The following is a 15,490-nucleotide window of genomic DNA, read 5'->3' as shown; positions in this document are numbered from 1 at the left end:
TGCACAAAATATCCTGCCGCTAAAGCCTTGTCGCCGCGGCTCCTCAACATGGAAGCCACGGCGCCGTCATCATGGCAAGTTAAGCTTTAACCATCTCTTTTTCGATCAACATAATCAGAATATGAATCACCTTAATGTGAATCTCCTGAATGCGATCGGCGTAACCGAAATGCGGTACGCGGATTTCAACATCGGCGGAACCCGCCATTTTGCCGCCGTCTTTACCGGTCAGGGTGATCACTTTCATTCCCTGCGCACGAGCGGCTTCAATCGCTTTGATCACGTTGCCGGAGTTGCCGGAAGTGGAGATCCCCAGCAGAACATCGCCTGCGCGGCCAACCGATTCAACGTAGCGGGAGAAGACGTATTCATAGCCAAAATCATTACTCACGCAGGACAGATGGCTGACATCAGAGATAGCGATCGCCGGATAACCAGGGCGGTTTTCGCGATAACGCCCGGTCAGCTCTTCCGCAAAATGCATCGCATCGCAATGAGAACCGCCGTTGCCGCAGGAAAGCACTTTACCGCCAGCTTTGAAGCTATCCGCCAGCAGTACCGCCGCGCGTTGGATAGCATGAATGTTGGCCTCGTCCTGCAGAAAGTTGGCCAGCGTTTCCGCGGCTTCGTTCAGTTCGTTACGAATAAGATCCTGGTACATGAGGATAATCCTTCAGTATTGGTTGGAATAACCCTGGCAGTGTACCGGATAGCCGCCGAAGCGAGAAGCAGCAGGCGACGTTATCCCCCGTCCTTTTGATTTTACGTGCCGCTTTTCCAGCCAACAATGTGAGCAAGGTTGTAATTATTTTGTAAACACATTGCTAAAACAAATTACATCCACTACAACCAATACATCACAAGTGGTCAGACCTCCTACAAGATAAGGGAGCATTTCTCTATGATGATTTTGAGTATTGTTGCAACCGTAGTGTTACTCGGCGTGCTCTTCTATCACCGAGTCAGCCTGCTTCTCAGCAGCGTGATTTTGCTCGCCTGGACCGCGGCGCTCAGCGTGGCGGGGCTGTGGAATATCTGGCTGCTGCTGCCGCTGGCGATTATCCTGCTGCCGTTCAACTTTGCGCCGATGCGTAAATCCCTTTTCTCCGCCCCGGCATTCCGCGCTTTCCGTAAAGTAATGCCGCCGATGTCGCGTACGGAAAAAGAAGCCATCGATGCCGGCACCACCTGGTGGGAAGGCGATCTGTTCCGCGGCAACCCGGACTGGCACAAGCTGCATAACTATCCGCAGCCGCGCCTCACCGCCGAAGAGCAGGCTTTCATCGACGGCCCGGTAGAAGAAGCCTGCCGCATGGCGAACGACTTCGAAATTACCCATGAGATGGCGGATCTGCCGCCGGAGCTGTGGGCGTACCTGAAAGAGCATCGCTTCTTCGCGATGATCATTAAGAAAGAGTACGGCGGGCTGGAGTTTTCCGCCTATGCCCAGTCTCGCGTGCTGCAAAAGCTGTCCGGCGTTTCCGGGATCCTGGCGATCACCGTCGGCGTGCCTAACTCCTTAGGGCCGGGCGAACTGCTGCAACATTACGGTACCGAAGAGCAGAAAAATCACTACCTGCCGCGCCTGGCGCGTGGTCAGGAGATCCCATGCTTCGCGTTGACCAGCCCGGAAGCGGGCTCCGACGCCGGCGCGATCCCGGATACCGGCGTAGTCTGTATGGGCGACTGGCAGGGTCAGCAGGTGCTGGGTATGCGCCTGACCTGGAACAAGCGCTATATCACCCTCGCGCCGATCGCCACCGTGCTGGGCCTGGCTTTCAAACTCTCTGACCCGGACCGTCTGCTGGGCGGCGAGGAAGAGCTCGGTATCACCTGCGCGTTGATCCCTACCTCAACGCCGGGCGTGGAAATTGGCCGTCGTCACTTCCCGTTGAACGTGCCATTCCAGAACGGCCCTACTCGCGGTAAAGATATTTTCGTACCGATCGATTACATCATCGGCGGCCCGAGCATGGCCGGCCAGGGCTGGCGTATGCTGGTTGAGTGCCTGTCCGTGGGTCGCGGCATTACTCTGCCGTCCAACGCCACCGGCGGCCTGAAATCCGTCGCCATGGCGACGGGCGCCTACGCCCACATTCGCCGTCAGTTCAAAATCTCGATTGGTAAAATGGAAGGGATCGAAGAGCCGCTGGCGCGTATCGCAGGTAACGCCTACGTAATGGACGCCGCCGCTTCGCTGATTACCTACGGGATTATGCTTGGCGAGAAACCGGCGGTGCTGTCGGCAATCGTTAAATATCATTGTACACACCGCGGCCAGCGTTCAATCATTGACGCTATGGATATTACCGGCGGTAAAGGCATCATGCTGGGCGAAGGCAACTTCCTTGCCCGCGCTTATCAGGGCGCGCCGATCGCCATTACCGTTGAAGGGGCGAATATCCTCACCCGCAGCATGATGATCTTTGGTCAGGGGGCGATTCGCTGCCATCCGTATGTACTGGATGAGATGGCCGCCGCGCAGAACAATGACGTTAACGCCTTCGACAAGCTGCTGTTTAAACATATCGGCCACGTTGGTAGCAACAAAGTACGCAGCTTCTGGCTGGGCCTGACTCGCGGCCGCACCAGCAGCGCGCCGACCCGTGACACCACGCGCCGCTACTATCAGCACATGAACCGCCTGAGCGCCAACCTGGCCCTGCTGTCGGATGTATCAATGGCGGTGCTGGGCGGCAGCCTGAAGCGTCGCGAACGTATCTCCGCGCGTCTCGGCGACGTGCTGAGCCAGCTTTATCTGGCATCGGCGGTGCTGAAACGTTATGACGATGAAGGCCGTAATGAAGCGGATCTGCCGCTGGTCCATTGGGGCGTGCAGGATGCGCTGTATCAGGCGGAGCAGGCTATCGATGACCTGCTGAAGAACTTCCCGAACCGCTTTGTCGCAGGCGCGCTGCGTCTCGCCATCTTCCCGACCGGCCGTCACTACGATGCGCCGTCCGATAAGCTGGATCATAAAGTGGCGAAAATCCTGCAGGTTCCGAGCGCGACCCGCTCTCGTATCGGTCGCGGTCAGTACCTGACGCCAAGCGAACATAACCCGGTTGGCCTGCTGGAAGAGGCGCTGCTGGATGTGATGGCGGCGGATCCAATCCACCAACGCATCTGCAAAGAGCTGGGTAAAAATCTGCCGTTCACCCGCCTGGATGAGCTGGCCACTAATGCGCTGGCCAAAGGGTTAATTAATCAGGAGGAAGCCGCAATCCTGACCCGTGCAGAAACCAGCCGTCTGCGCAGTATTAACGTTGATGATTTCGCGGCGGATGAACTGGCGACCAAACCGGTAAAGCTGCCGGAAAAAATCCGCAAGATTGAAGCGGCATAATAAAAGCAATACTGCACATCACGACGAAGGCGGGGAATTTCCCCGCCTTTTCTTTTGTTACTCCCCCGCCAAAGTAGCATTTTTTTAACAAAATATTCCATGCCGCCTCCCGCTGCTGATATGGTATTAAAATTATCTAAACGCCCTCTTTATAATGGAGTTCACCACTGTGCCTGGCTTGAAAATTACGCTGTTGCAGCAACCGCTGGTGTGGATGGATGGTCCCGCCAACCTGCGCCATTTCGATCGTCAGCTGGAAGAAGTGAGCGGGCGCGACATCATTGTACTGCCTGAGATGTTTACTACTGGTTTTGCCATGGAAGCGGCGAAGCAGTCGATGCCGCAGGAAGAGGTCGTTGAGTGGATGCAGGCGAAAGCGGAGCAGACCAACGCGCTGATTGCCGGTAGCGCGGCATTGCAGACCGACCGCGGCCCGGTGAACCGCTTTCTGCTGGTAGAGCCCGGCGGTAAAACGCATTTTTACGATAAGCGTCACCTGTTCCGCATGGCGGATGAACATCACCATTATGAGGCAGGAACCGAACGAGTGGTCTTTGAATGGCGCGGCTGGCGGATTCTGCCGCTGGTGTGCTATGACCTGCGCTTCCCGGTATGGTCGCGTAACCACAACGATTACGACCTGGCGCTGTATGTTGCTAACTGGCCTGCCCCGCGTTCGCTACACTGGCAATCGCTGCTGGTCGCCAGAGCCATTGAAAACCAGGCCTACGTCGCCGGCTGCAACCGCGTCGGCACCGATGGCAACGGCCACCACTATCGGGGCGATAGCCGTATCATTAGCCCGCAGGGAGAGATTATCGCCACCGCCGAACCGCATCAGGCGACGCGGCTCGATGCCGATCTGTCGTTGGCCGCGCTGCAGGAGTATCGCGAGAAATTTCCGGCCTGGCAGGATGCCGATCCCTTCACGATCGGCTAATCACCTTTCGGGAGCCGCCGCGCTCCCTTTTTATTCCACCACGATCCGCAGAGCGCAGTAGACCAATAACGCTGCCAACACCCAGTTTAGTTGGCGCCCGTACAGCAAAAACAGGCGCTGAAAGAGATGCCCCGCCAGCGCCCAGCACAGATTTCCCAGCACGCCAATCGCCGCCAGCAGCAGACTCACGCCGATGAGCCAAACCGGCTCGCGGGTAACGGGCAGGACAAAGGTAGAGAGCGCGGTGATGCCATACAGAATAATTTTTACGTTGACGAATTGCAGGCCCAGGCTCGCCCAGAAACCCACCGGCTCTGTACTCAGCGCGCCTGCCCCCGGTTTGCTTTTGGCTATCTGCCAGGCCAGCCACAGGATATACGCCGCGCCAATCCATCCCAATATCCGGGTAAATCGCGAGTCGAGTTCCACCAGCGAAAAGGTTAAAGCCGCGCAAATCAGCATAGTGATAATAAAACCAATGCTCATCCCCGCCAGCACCCGCAGACTGCGGCGTAAGCCATGGGAGGTGACGCTGCTGAGGGCAAGAATATTATTGGGGCCGGGAGTCAGCGCGGTTATCAGGGTATAAGTCAAAAAAGCACTAATCAAAGCTGGGGTCACTTGTCTTCTCCTTCGTTTTGGCAGACAGTACCCGATGCCATTCATTTAAAAAAATGAATGTTTTTTGATTCTGAATTCGATGTTTTCGATAGTTGGTGGCGAAATGGATCTGCGGCGTTTTATTACTCTCAAGACGGTAGTGGAAGAAGGCTCGTTTTTACGCGCGGCGCAAAAGCTATGCTGTACACAATCCACGGTGACCTTTCATATTCAACAGCTTGAGCAAGAGCTTGCCGTTCAGCTGTTTGAAAAAATTGGTCGCCGCATGTGTCTGACCGAATCCGGTAAAAAGGTATTGCCGCACGTTCATGAACTGGCGAGGGTGATGGAAACCATTCGTGAGGCGGCTCGCGAGGATGGCGAACCGGCTGGCGAGCTGCGCGTTGCCTGTGGGGAAACCCTGCTGGCCTATAAAATGCCACAGGTGCTACAGCGCTTTAAACAACGGGCCCCGCAGGTACGCTTATCGCTGCAGTCGCTCAACTGTTATGTCATCCGCGATGCGCTACTCAACGATAGCGCCGATTTAGGCGTATTTTATCGGGTTGGCAACGATGACGCGTTAACCATGAAAAGCTTTGGCCAGCAGTCGCTGACGCTGGTCGCCTCGCCGCAGCATCCGGCGGTCGATTTTACCCGCTGCGGGCAACATATTCCGCTGAGTTTTGTTATCAATGAGCCACAGTGCGTATTTCGGCAGATTTTTGAAAGCACGCTGCGCCAGCGCGCCATTACCCTGGAAAATACCATTGAGCTCTGGAGTATCGAAAGTATTAAGCAGTGCGTGGCGAGCAATCTTGGCGTCAGCTATCTGCCGCGTTTCGCCGTTGAGGAAGAGCTTAAGTGCGGAACGCTGGTTGAACTCCCGTTCAGCGATATTCCACTCACTATTAACGCGATATGCGCCCATCACGCCGGTAAAGTGGTCAGCCCGGCAATGCGGGTATTTATGCAGTGTGTTGAGGAGGCGTTAGGGGCGGATTAAATGATAATTCCCCCAAACGACGAAGGCCTGAATCATTGCTGATTCAGGCCTTCTGAATAGTGGCGGAACGGACGGGACTCGAACCCGCGACCCCCTGCGTGACAGGCAGGTATTCTAACCGACTGAACTACCGCTCCGCGTTGTTGTTCCGTTGGGAACGAGGCGAATATTACGTTTTCCCTACATCGTCGTCAACGCTTTTTCTTCACTTTTGAATCGTTTGCTGCAAAATTAGCCCGCCCGCCTATTTTTAGCGCATATTGCCGCTAATCAGGCGCGCCACAGGCAGCTTCCGCCCTTCTTCTGCACCAGATCGAGACGCGATTCATGGTCCGCCAGCTCGCTGTCAGAGGCATAAACCACGCGTAATTTACTGGCGGCGCGGACAACGCGCTGTATTCCAATATCGCCGGCCTGCTGTTGGCCTTCCCCTTCCATCGAAAACGCCATGCTGGTCTGCCCGCCGGTCATCATCAGATAGACGTCGGCCAGTATCTGGGCATCGAGCAACGCCCCATGCAGCGTACGCTTGCTGTTGTCTATCTCATAACGTGAACAGAGCGCATCGAGGCTGTTACGCTTGCCGGGGAACATCTTACGTGCCAGCGCCAGGCTATCGGTGACCTTACAAAAGGTCTCCGTTTTCTCAATGCCGCGGTTCAGCTTTTTGAATTCATAATCCATAAAGCCGATATCGAACGATGCGTTATGGATGACCAGCTCCGCGCCGCGGATATACTCCATGAACTCATCGGCAACGTCGGCAAATGTCGGCTTATCCATGAGGAATTCATCGGCAATACCGTGAACGCCGAAGGCTTCAGGGTCCACCAGCCGGTCGGGCTTCAGGTAAACATGGAAGTTATTACCGGTGAGGCGACGGTTGATCACCTCTACGGCGCCGATCTCGATGATCTTATGCCCTTCATAGTGGGCGCCGATCTGGTTCATACCGGTGGTTTCGGTATCGAGAACAATCTGTCGTGTAATTGCAGTGCTCATAGCGGTCATTTATGTCAGACTTGTCGTTTACATATCGATTTCAATTACAGGAAGTCTACCAGAGATGCTCAAACAGGTAGAAATTTTCACCGATGGTTCTTGCCTGGGGAATCCAGGGCCTGGCGGCTACGGCGCTATTATGCGCTATCGCCAGCATGAAAAAACCTACAGCGCGGGCTACCGCCTGACGACTAACAACCGCATGGAACTGATGGCTGCCATCGTCGCTCTCGAAGCGCTTAAAGAGCATTGCGAAGTGGTGCTAAGCACCGATAGCCAGTACGTCCGCCAGGGGATAACCCAGTGGATCCATAACTGGAAAAAACGCGGCTGGAAAACCGCGGACAAAAAGCCGGTTAAAAATGTCGATCTGTGGAAACGTCTTGATGCCGCTCTCGGCCAGCATCAAATTAAGTGGGAATGGGTCAAAGGCCATGCCGGGCACCCGGAAAACGAACGCTGTGACGAACTCGCGCGCGCTGCGGCGTCTAACCCCACGCTGGACGACGTCGGCTACCAGCCGGAAAGCTAATTTCCCCCGTCGCGCCACTGCCTGGTGGCGCCAACGGCCGGACGCAGCTGCGTCTTCGCCTTCCCGGACTTCATCGGATTTAGCGTCAGCGGAATGGTTCTTTTCCGCGCGACGATCATCTGCAAACACCCCAAAGCCGGCAGATGAGTACTTAACATTTTTCCCCCCTGCTTCGACCAGGGCAGCACCTGATAGCGACCGTAGTGCAGCACCTCAAAATTGAGCAGCGCCAGCCAGTCAAGCTGTCGCGTCATGGTAAACATGCGGCTGTTATAGGGGATAGTTTTTCGCAGAATCGGCGTCACCTTGCGCAATCCGACGAGGCTCATCGGATTAAAGGCGGTCAAAATCATCCAGCCATCGTCAATCAGTACGCGGTCAGCTTCCCGCAACAGCCGGTGCGGATCGCTGCACCATGGCAAAGTATGCGCCAGTAAACAGGCATCCACAGATTTGGCGGCGAAAGGAAGATAGAGTGGGTCGGCTTTGACCTGGATAGGACTTCCCCCCAGCGAAACGTTCACCTGATGGGAGATCGCGCAGGCTTCGGTATTGATTTCCGCGCTCAGATTGCCAATCTTAAGTAGATGAAAGCCATATAATTTAGCCAGCCACGGTTTCATATGCCGTTCCAGCGACTCGCGATAGTATTCACCCCACGGCATACTGGACCAATGCTCTGGAGCTGTAATTGTATGAGGTATCCTTGCCGGCTTCATCGCAACCTTCCGCAACGCTTTGAGAGGTAATTTATGAATCTTATCAGTATTCCTGCATTTCAGGACAACTACATCTGGGTTCTTAGCGACGATAACCGTCGTTGTGTGATAGTCGACCCGGGCGAAGCCGCGCCGGTACTCGCGGCCATTGAAGAAAACGGCTGGCAGCCAGAAGCGATTTTGTTAACCCACCACCACCACGATCATGTTGGCGGCGTGAAAGAACTGCGGCAAAAGTTCCCGCAACTTGTGGTTTACGGGCCGGCAGAAACCCAGGATAAGGGAAGCACGGATATTGTATCTGATGGCGATAGCATTACTGTTTTGGGCCGCGAATTTTCTATTTTCTCCACTCCCGGTCACACATTAGGACATATCTGTTTCTACAGCGAACCTTATCTATTTTGTGGCGATACAATGTTTTCCGGAGGCTGTGGCAGATTGTTCGAAGGTACAGCAGACCAAATGTATCAATCATTTATGAAAATAAACGCCCTTCCCGATGACACACTAATTTGTTGCGCACATGAGTACACTTTAGCAAACATGAAGTTTGCATTGAGTATCCTGCCAGATGATATGGATATAAAGGATTACTACCATAAAGTTAATGAGTTACGCGCAAAAAACCAAAAGACACTACCCGTTACTCTGAAAAATGAACGCCGTATAAATTTATTTTTACGTACGGATGACAATGATTTAATTAAAGAAATATCCAAAGAAACAAATTTGCAACACTCAGCGCAGAGATTTGCATGGTTAAGGTCAAAGAAAGATGACTTCTGAGATTTAACGCTTGTCATCCTCGGCCTTCACCGTTATCCTTGCTCGTCTTTTAAGCAACTATTGACACACACATGAAGGCACGAGCGATATTACTCGCCTCTGTCCTGCTGGTAGGGTGCCAGGCGTCGAAGCACGACGGCACCGTAGAGCAGCGAGCACAGAGCCTTTCTGCAGCTGGTCAAGGGGAAGCAGGCAAGTTCACAAGTCAGGCGCGATGGTTAGATGATGGAACCCTCTACGCGCAAGACCAGGATCTGTGGACTTCCATAAGCGACGAGCTAAAGATGGGAATTCCGGAAAACCCCCGGATTCGCGAACAGAAACAGAAGTACTTACGTAATAAGAGCTATCTCCACGATGTAACTTTACGGGCTGAACCGTATATGTACTGGATAGCCGGGCAAGTTAAGAAACGTAACATGCCAATGGAACTGGTATTACTACCCATAGTGGAGAGCGCTTTTGACCCACACGCAACGTCTGGCGCCAATGCCGCAGGCATTTGGCAGATCATTCCGAGCACAGGGCGCAATTATGGTTTAAAACAGACCCGCAGTTACGATGCGCGTCGTGATGTCGTCGCGTCTACTACCGCGGCGCTGGACATGATGCAACGTCTGAACAAAATGTTCGACGGCGACTGGTTACTGACCGTCGCAGCCTATAACAGCGGCGAAGGCCGGGTGATGAAGGCCGTGAAGGCGAACCGTTCGCGTGGTAAACCCACCGATTTCTGGTCGCTCTCGCTGCCGCATGAAACCAAGGTCTACGTACCAAAAATGCTGGCTTTGAGCGATATTCTCAAAAACAGCAAGCGTTACGGCGTGAAGCTGCCCACGGCTGATGAAAGCCGGGCGTTGGCGCGCGTTCGCCTCGATAGCCCGGTTGAGATTTCTCAGCTCGCGGACATGGCAGGAATGCCGGTTAGCAAGCTGAAAACCTTCAACGCCGGCGTCAAGGGGTCCACGCTTGGCGCTAGCGGGCCAAAGTACGTCATGGTGCCTCAGAAGCACGCAGCGCAACTGCGTGAATCTCTGGCCTCTGGCGACATTGCCGCCGTACAGCCGACGCAGCTTGCTGACAATACGCCGCTGACCAGCCGTAGCTATAAAGTACGTTCTGGCGACACAATTTCCGGGATTGCTTCGCGTCTCGGCGTTACCACCAGGGATCTACAGCAGTGGAACAACCTGCGCGGTTCTGGGCTTAAAGTCGGGCAAAATCTGGTTGTCGGCGCAGGCAGCAGTGCGCAACGTCTGGCGAACAACAGCGATAGCATCACCTATCGTGTTCGTAAGGGCGACTCGCTGTCGAGCATCGCAAAACGCCACGGCGTCAATATCCGCGACGTTATGCGCTGGAACAGCGATACCGATAACCTGAAGCCAGGGGATCAGCTGACGTTGTTTGTGAAAAACAACGACAGACCTGAATCCTGATTCCAGGATAATGAGAAAGGCACCGCTTCCCCGGTGCCTTTTTTATTGCCAGCGTTACACTGCTTTATGCGCTTCAAACATGATGGTATCGCTGGTAAACGATCCATCCTGCTGTAATTCGAAGTAGGCTTTAACCTCCGCCGATGCGCTCTGCTGATATAAGCGAATCGCCTCCACCAGCACTTCAGGCGTGCGCATTCGCGCGACCCAGGAGCTGAACTCCAGCGGCAGACGATCGGTCAATAAATGATTGATCGCCAGACCTGCGTCATTGGCCAGCGCCAGCCACTCGCCGCTGGAGTAGTTACGCACGTGCGAAGTGTCGCGCAGCGCTTCTACGGTTTGCAGCCAGACATCACGCACCGGATGCCCCGGAGACATCACGTCCATGATGATCATCACCCCACCCGGCTTCAGCACGCGTTTCACCTCACGCAGCGCCTGGCCGACATCATGCCAATGGTGAGCGGAGTAGCGGCTAATCACCACATCAAAACTGGCGTCGGCGAACGGCAGCGTTTCAGCATACCCCTGCTGAGTCACAATGTTGGTAAAGCCTTTGTCTTTTGCCGCCTGAGCGACAACCTCCAGCATCTGGCTCGATAAATCATACGCGGTAACCTGCGCTACCTGGCCGGCAGCGGTAAAGCTGGCGTGCCCTGCCCCGCATCCCATATCCAGCAACGTTGCCTGCGGGAAATCCGCCAGCCGTTCCGCCAGACGCTGCAGATCGCGCCCGGAGGCGTGCACGGCGCTGGTCAGATAGGCGCTTGCCTGTGAGCCAAACTGCTTTTCGACGTTGTCATGATGAGAGCGTGTTGTCATTGTGTTGTCCTTCGGTGGTTTGAGTAATAAAGGGCAGCATCGTGCTGAACGCAGACCTGCCCGATGGCAGGCCTGACATACCTTAATTAATCAGGCTTGCCGGGACTGAATTCGACTAGTAGCGGGTTGTGATCGGAGGCGCGGGTCACCAGCACGGAAGCATCGTGCACGCTTAATCCACGGTAGAACACAAAATCGAGCGGGCGACCAAACGCGCGGCGGCGCTGATCGTCAGAGAAACGAACCTCGCGTAACGACATCTCACGCGCAAAGCGGTACAACGCATTCATCCGCGGGCGGCTCCAGGCGTTGAAATCACCAGCCATGATTACCGGCCCGCTGTGATGGGCAATCTGATCGCCAATTGGCAGCAGCTGTTTACTGTAGACATCGACGCCAAGACTAAAATTAACCGCATGGATATTCACCACCATTAACATCCGTGCATCGGGCAGCGGATAAACGGTCACTAACGCCGATTTAGGCAAACGTAAAATAGGTTCGCGCTCGCGCAAGGGACAGCAATAGATGGGGTGAGCGGAGGCCAGCGTCATCACGCCGGAAGGATGCTGCGGCAATACCAGCGCCGGCACCTGATCGGCAGCCAAATAGTTTGAAGTCGCGAACCTGACCAGTTCTGGGGTGGTTTGCGCCTCCTGCAACAGGACCAGATGCGCGTCTTTGCCGAAATTTTTGAGCACTGACTGCCATTCTGCACGCTGCTGCTTAAAGATATTCCACACCAGCACGCGAATTTTCTCATCGCTGCTTAACGGCGCGCCGGCGGGATAAACCGGACTGACGCCCGCAAACGCCCCCGGAGGCAAGATTCTCTCCGCGGGTTGTCCGGCGACATAGCGCATGGCATAGGTATTCTTTCGCAATTTGGGCATTCAACCTCGATAACAGGAAACCAGCCCGACTGCGGCTGGTTCTTCTGTTATAGGGATTTTCCCATACACTTTCAATGCAATTTGCGAGAAAGCCTTATCCTTCGAGAGAAACGGCTGCCGAACGGCGTGGAGATTTATCTAAACGACCGCTCAGTAGGACTAGTAGCAAAGCAACCAGCACAATCAGCGCGCCAATCCACGGCGTCTGCGCCAGACCATACAGCTCGACCGTCTGTCCACCAATGACCGAACCGAGGGCAATACCAATATTGAAGGCAGCGATGTTCAAACCAGAAGCAACATCAACGGCGCCCGGCGTGTACTGTTCAGCCTTTTGTACCACATAGACCTGCAGACCCGGAACGTTGCCGAAGGCGAAAATCCCCATCACCAGTACCGTTGCCAGAGCGGCGTAGTGCAGATTAGCCGTGAACTGGAAGACCAGCAACAGTACCACCAACGCAGCGAAGATAAACTTCAACGCGGCGACAGCGCCATGTTTATCAGCGAGCTTACCGCCCCACACGTTACCGATAGCGACAGAGATACCGTAACCCAGCAGGATCCAACTGACCGCAGACGGGCTAAAGCCAGCCAGGTCCTGCATCATCGGCGCAAGGAAAGTAAACGCCGTAAACACGCCGCCATAGCCCAGCGCGGTAATCGCGTAGATCATCAACAGGCGCGGATGAGTCAAAACTTTCATCTGATCGCGCAGGCTAGCTCCGGCGCGGCCCGGAATATTATTTGGTACCAGGATCAGGCTGCTGATAAGCGCAATGACGCCCAGAATCGATACCGCGAGGAACGTTTCACGCCAGCCAAAATGCTGACCGATGAATGTCCCGAACGGCACCCCGGTTACCAGCGCGACCGTCAGGCCACCGAACATGATAGCAATGGCCGAGGCGGCTTTCTCTTTTGGCACCAGGCTGGTGGCAATCGTCGAGCCGATAGAAAAGAATACGCCGTGCGCCAGGCCGGTCAGCAGGCGGGCCACAATCAAAGTGCCATAACCCGGAGCCTGCCACGCTAGCAGGTTACCGGCGGTAAAAAGCACCATTAACGCCAGCAGGAGTTGCTTACGCGGCATGCGCCCGGTTAACGCGGTCAGCACCGGCGCGCCAACCGCCACGCCTAGCGCGTAGATGGAAACCAGCAGGCCCGCAGACGGCAGCGAAATAGCCAGTTGTTCGGCAATGGTCGGTACCAGACCGACGATCACAAATTCGGTAGTGCCAATAGCAAAGGCACCGATGGTTAATGCAAGTAGCGCCAGTGGCATAATTTACTCCGTAGCATCAGGATTAAGATGACACGTAGTATGAAGGGATGTTTAAATAACAAAAACCATCAAAATCTCAATAGAATTTTGCTATAGGTGCAACAATGAGAGCCACGTCAGAAGAGATCGCTATCTTCGTCGCCGTAGTGGAAAGCGGCAGTTTTAGCCGGGCGGCCGAGCAGCTCGGACAGGCAAACTCTGCCGTCAGCCGGGCAGTCAAAAAGCTGGAATCAAAGCTAGGCGTTAGTTTGTTAAACCGGACCACGCGCCAGCTGAGCCTGACAGAAGAAGGTGAGCGTTATTTCCGCCGCATGCAGGTGGTGTTGCAGGAAATGGCGGCTGCCGAAAATGAGCTTCTGGAGACGCGTACCACCCCTCGCGGATTGCTCCGCGTTGATGCCGCCACGCCGGTGATGCTGCATTTTTTAATGCCGCTGGTAAAACCATTTCGTGAACGTTATCCGGAAATGACGCTCTCGCTGGTCTCCTCGGAAACCTTCATTAATCTTATCGAACGCAAAGTCGACGTTGCGATCCGCGCGGGTACCCTCACAGATTCCAGCCTGCGCGCCCGTCCGCTATTCAATAGTTACCGTAAGATCATCGCTTCGCCTGATTATATCACCCGCTACGGCACGCCGGTAAATGCGGAAGATCTTGCGGATCATCTCTGTCTGGGATTCACCGAACCCGTCTCGTTGAATACCTGGCCTATTGCCGCCAACGATGGACAATTACTGGAAGTGGGTTGCGAAATTACCTCTAACAGTGGCGAAACGCTAAAACAGCTCTGTCTTGGCGGCAATGGTATTGCCTGTCTATCGGATTATATGGTGGATAAAGAGATTGCCAGCGGGGAGTTTGTGGAGCTACTTGCCGACAAGCGCTTGCCGGTGGAGATGCCTTTCAGTGCGGTGTACTACAGTGATAGAGCCGTCAGCACGCGTATCAGGGCATTTATTGACTTTCTGAGTGAGCATGTCAAACAGCTCCCGAAGGAGCTGTAAAAAACTATCATCCGGCAGCGGCATCAACCGTCTGCCGGAATCAGTGGATTAATCCCACTTCGGCGCCAGACCTTCCGGGCTTACCAGTCGGTCGTTGCAATCCAGCGCGGCAATCGCTTTACGATCTTCATCATCCAGCTTCAGATCCAGCGCTTTCAGGTTGCTCGCCAGGTTTTCACGCTTGGTGGAAGATGGAATAACCGCATAGCCTTCGCCCATCGCCCACGCCAGGATTACCTGTGCCGGGGTCGCATTATGTTTCGCCGCGATACGGGCAATCACTTCATCTTTCAGCGCTTTACCGTAGGCCAGAGTCATATAAGAGGTGATGTGGATACCGTGTTCACGCGCCCAATCCACCACTTTACGGTTCTGCAGGTACGGAGACAGTTCAACCTGGTTGGTCGCGATATTTTCAGCGCCAACGGCGGCAATCGCACGCTCCATCAGTGGAATAGTGAAGTTAGAGATACCGATCTGACGGGTCAGACCCAGTTTCTTCGCTTCCATCAGCGCAGCCATAAACTCTTCAACAGCAACCGCATCGTTCGGCGACGGCCAGTGAATCAGCGTCAGATCAACATAATCGGTACGCAGCTTCTGAAGACTCTCTTTCAGGCTGGCGATCAGCTTGTCTTTACTCAGGTTTTCGATCCAGATTTTGGTGGTGATGAACAGTTCATCACGCGGCACGCCGCTTTCCGCGATAGCCTGACCAACAGCGGCTTCGTTTTCATAGATCTGTGCGGTATCGATAGTACGATAGCCCAGCTCCAGCGCCATTTTTACAGAGTTGATGACTACGTCGTCTTGCAGACGGAAAGTGCCAAGACCAAATGCAGGGATTGCCATGATAGATGTTCCTCGTTAATTATTCATTTCGCTTAACTGAGGCCATTATGGTTGAAGATCGGGCTGGGAAAAAGATCGATAAATGCAGAGGATTTTTGCTGATTTAGCAATAATTAGAATGGAGAAAACAAAAAAGCCCTGAGCAGATGCTCAGGGCTTCAAATAAGTGGCGGAACGGACGGGACTCGAACCCGCGACCCCCTGCGTGACAGGCAGGTATTCTAACCGACTGAACTACCGCTCCACCGAATTTTT

The 15,490-nt window shown here is 54.4% G+C and carries 15 protein-coding genes and 2 tRNA genes; 7 read left to right on the top strand and 10 right to left on the bottom strand.

The window, feature by feature from the left end; translation table 11 throughout:
• Positions 1 to 79: 79 nt before the first annotated feature.
• On the bottom strand, positions 80 to 661 hold the full coding sequence (lpcA, locus tag PGR79_RS08400) for a D-sedoheptulose 7-phosphate isomerase (protein ID WP_004099149.1): 582 nt from the start codon (positions 659 to 661) through the stop codon (positions 80 to 82).
• 240 nt (positions 662 to 901) lie between these two features.
• Between lpcA and fadE the strand changes: the two genes are divergently transcribed.
• Together fadE and PGR79_RS08390 are read left to right on the top strand one after the other, a co-directional pair.
• Positions 902 to 3,346 (top strand): acyl-CoA dehydrogenase FadE, encoded by a 2,445-nt coding sequence (gene fadE, locus PGR79_RS08395; RefSeq protein ID WP_047047387.1) that lies wholly within the window; start codon positions 902 to 904, stop codon positions 3,344 to 3,346.
• Between the two features lie 169 nt (positions 3,347 to 3,515).
• Complete coding sequence (locus tag PGR79_RS08390; RefSeq protein WP_430915545.1) at positions 3,516 to 4,286, top strand: amidohydrolase; 771 nt, start codon at positions 3,516 to 3,518, stop codon at positions 4,284 to 4,286.
• A gap of 30 nt (positions 4,287 to 4,316) precedes the next feature.
• On the opposite strand, the gene eamB is transcribed toward PGR79_RS08390, so the two are convergent.
• A complete protein-coding gene (gene eamB / locus PGR79_RS08385; RefSeq protein ID WP_430921434.1) occupies positions 4,317 to 4,907 on the bottom strand; it encodes a cysteine/O-acetylserine transporter in 591 nt (196 codons plus the stop codon).
• A gap of 103 nt (positions 4,908 to 5,010) precedes the next feature.
• Here eamB and PGR79_RS08380 point away from each other — a divergent pair, with 103 nt between their 5' ends.
• Complete coding sequence (locus PGR79_RS08380; protein ID WP_430921722.1) at positions 5,011 to 5,892, top strand: LysR family transcriptional regulator; 882 nt, start codon at positions 5,011 to 5,013, stop codon at positions 5,890 to 5,892.
• Positions 5,893 to 5,952: 60 nt separating this feature from the next.
• Here PGR79_RS08380 and PGR79_RS08375 read toward each other — a convergent pair.
• Both PGR79_RS08375 and dnaQ read right to left on the bottom strand, forming a co-directional pair.
• Positions 5,953 to 6,029 (bottom strand) — tRNA-Asp (locus PGR79_RS08375).
• Between the two features lie 133 nt (positions 6,030 to 6,162).
• Positions 6,163 to 6,894, bottom strand: coding sequence for a DNA polymerase III subunit epsilon (gene dnaQ / locus PGR79_RS08370; RefSeq protein WP_015368125.1), 732 nt, complete (start codon positions 6,892 to 6,894; stop codon positions 6,163 to 6,165).
• A gap of 64 nt (positions 6,895 to 6,958) precedes the next feature.
• Between dnaQ and rnhA the strand changes: the two genes are divergently transcribed.
• Positions 6,959 to 7,426 carry a ribonuclease HI gene (gene rnhA, locus PGR79_RS08365; protein ID WP_015368126.1) on the top strand — a complete coding sequence of 156 codons (468 nt, stop codon included), beginning with the start codon at positions 6,959 to 6,961 and terminating at the stop codon, positions 7,424 to 7,426.
• On the opposite strand, the gene PGR79_RS08360 is transcribed toward rnhA, so the two are convergent.
• Entirely contained in the window at positions 7,423 to 8,145 is a 723-nt protein-coding gene (locus PGR79_RS08360; protein ID WP_047047163.1) for a class I SAM-dependent methyltransferase, read from the bottom strand. The two genes, rnhA and PGR79_RS08360, sit on opposite strands and share 4 nt — an antisense overlap.
• A 33-nt stretch (positions 8,146 to 8,178) precedes the next feature.
• Between PGR79_RS08360 and gloB the strand changes: the two genes are divergently transcribed.
• Both gloB and mltD read left to right on the top strand, forming a co-directional pair.
• Positions 8,179 to 8,934, top strand: a complete 756-nt coding sequence (gene gloB / locus PGR79_RS08355) for a hydroxyacylglutathione hydrolase (protein WP_430919352.1) — start codon at positions 8,179 to 8,181, stop codon at positions 8,932 to 8,934.
• Between the two features lie 71 nt (positions 8,935 to 9,005).
• Positions 9,006 to 10,373 (top strand): murein transglycosylase D, encoded by a 1,368-nt coding sequence (mltD, locus tag PGR79_RS08350; RefSeq protein ID WP_087859100.1) that lies wholly within the window; start codon positions 9,006 to 9,008, stop codon positions 10,371 to 10,373.
• 54 nt (positions 10,374 to 10,427) lie between these two features.
• On the opposite strand, the gene PGR79_RS08345 is transcribed toward mltD, so the two are convergent.
• The 3 genes from PGR79_RS08345 to PGR79_RS08335 form a co-directional block, all read right to left on the bottom strand.
• Positions 10,428 to 11,198 carry a class I SAM-dependent methyltransferase gene (locus PGR79_RS08345; protein ID WP_430921432.1) on the bottom strand — a complete coding sequence of 257 codons (771 nt, stop codon included), beginning with the start codon at positions 11,196 to 11,198 and terminating at the stop codon, positions 10,428 to 10,430.
• A gap of 86 nt (positions 11,199 to 11,284) precedes the next feature.
• The gene (locus tag PGR79_RS08340) at positions 11,285 to 12,082 is read right to left on the bottom strand and encodes an endonuclease/exonuclease/phosphatase family protein (protein ID WP_430921720.1); all 798 of its coding nucleotides are present in this window, start codon (positions 12,080 to 12,082) and stop codon (positions 11,285 to 11,287) included.
• 103 nt (positions 12,083 to 12,185) lie between these two features.
• Complete coding sequence (locus PGR79_RS08335; protein WP_430915541.1) at positions 12,186 to 13,376, bottom strand: MFS transporter; 1,191 nt, start codon at positions 13,374 to 13,376, stop codon at positions 12,186 to 12,188.
• A 104-nt stretch (positions 13,377 to 13,480) separates the two neighbouring features.
• On the opposite strand from PGR79_RS08335, the gene yafC reads away from it, so the two are divergent.
• The gene (gene yafC / locus PGR79_RS08330) at positions 13,481 to 14,383 is read left to right on the top strand and encodes a DNA-binding transcriptional regulator YafC (protein ID WP_123273271.1); all 903 of its coding nucleotides are present in this window, start codon (positions 13,481 to 13,483) and stop codon (positions 14,381 to 14,383) included.
• A 48-nt stretch (positions 14,384 to 14,431) separates the two neighbouring features.
• Here the strand turns inward: yafC and dkgB are convergent, their stop codons facing one another.
• Positions 14,432 to 15,235, bottom strand: coding sequence for a 2,5-didehydrogluconate reductase DkgB (gene dkgB / locus PGR79_RS08325; protein ID WP_049061038.1), 804 nt, complete (start codon positions 15,233 to 15,235; stop codon positions 14,432 to 14,434).
• Between the two features lie 167 nt (positions 15,236 to 15,402).
• Positions 15,403 to 15,479 (bottom strand) — tRNA-Asp (locus tag PGR79_RS08320).
• Between the last annotated feature and the right edge of the window lie 11 nt (positions 15,480 to 15,490).

The organism is Klebsiella sp. 141161, assembly GCF_050600815.1.
GTDB lineage: Bacteria > Pseudomonadota > Gammaproteobacteria > Enterobacterales > Enterobacteriaceae > Klebsiella > Klebsiella aerogenes.
This window is presented reverse-complemented; position numbering and strand designations above follow the sequence as displayed.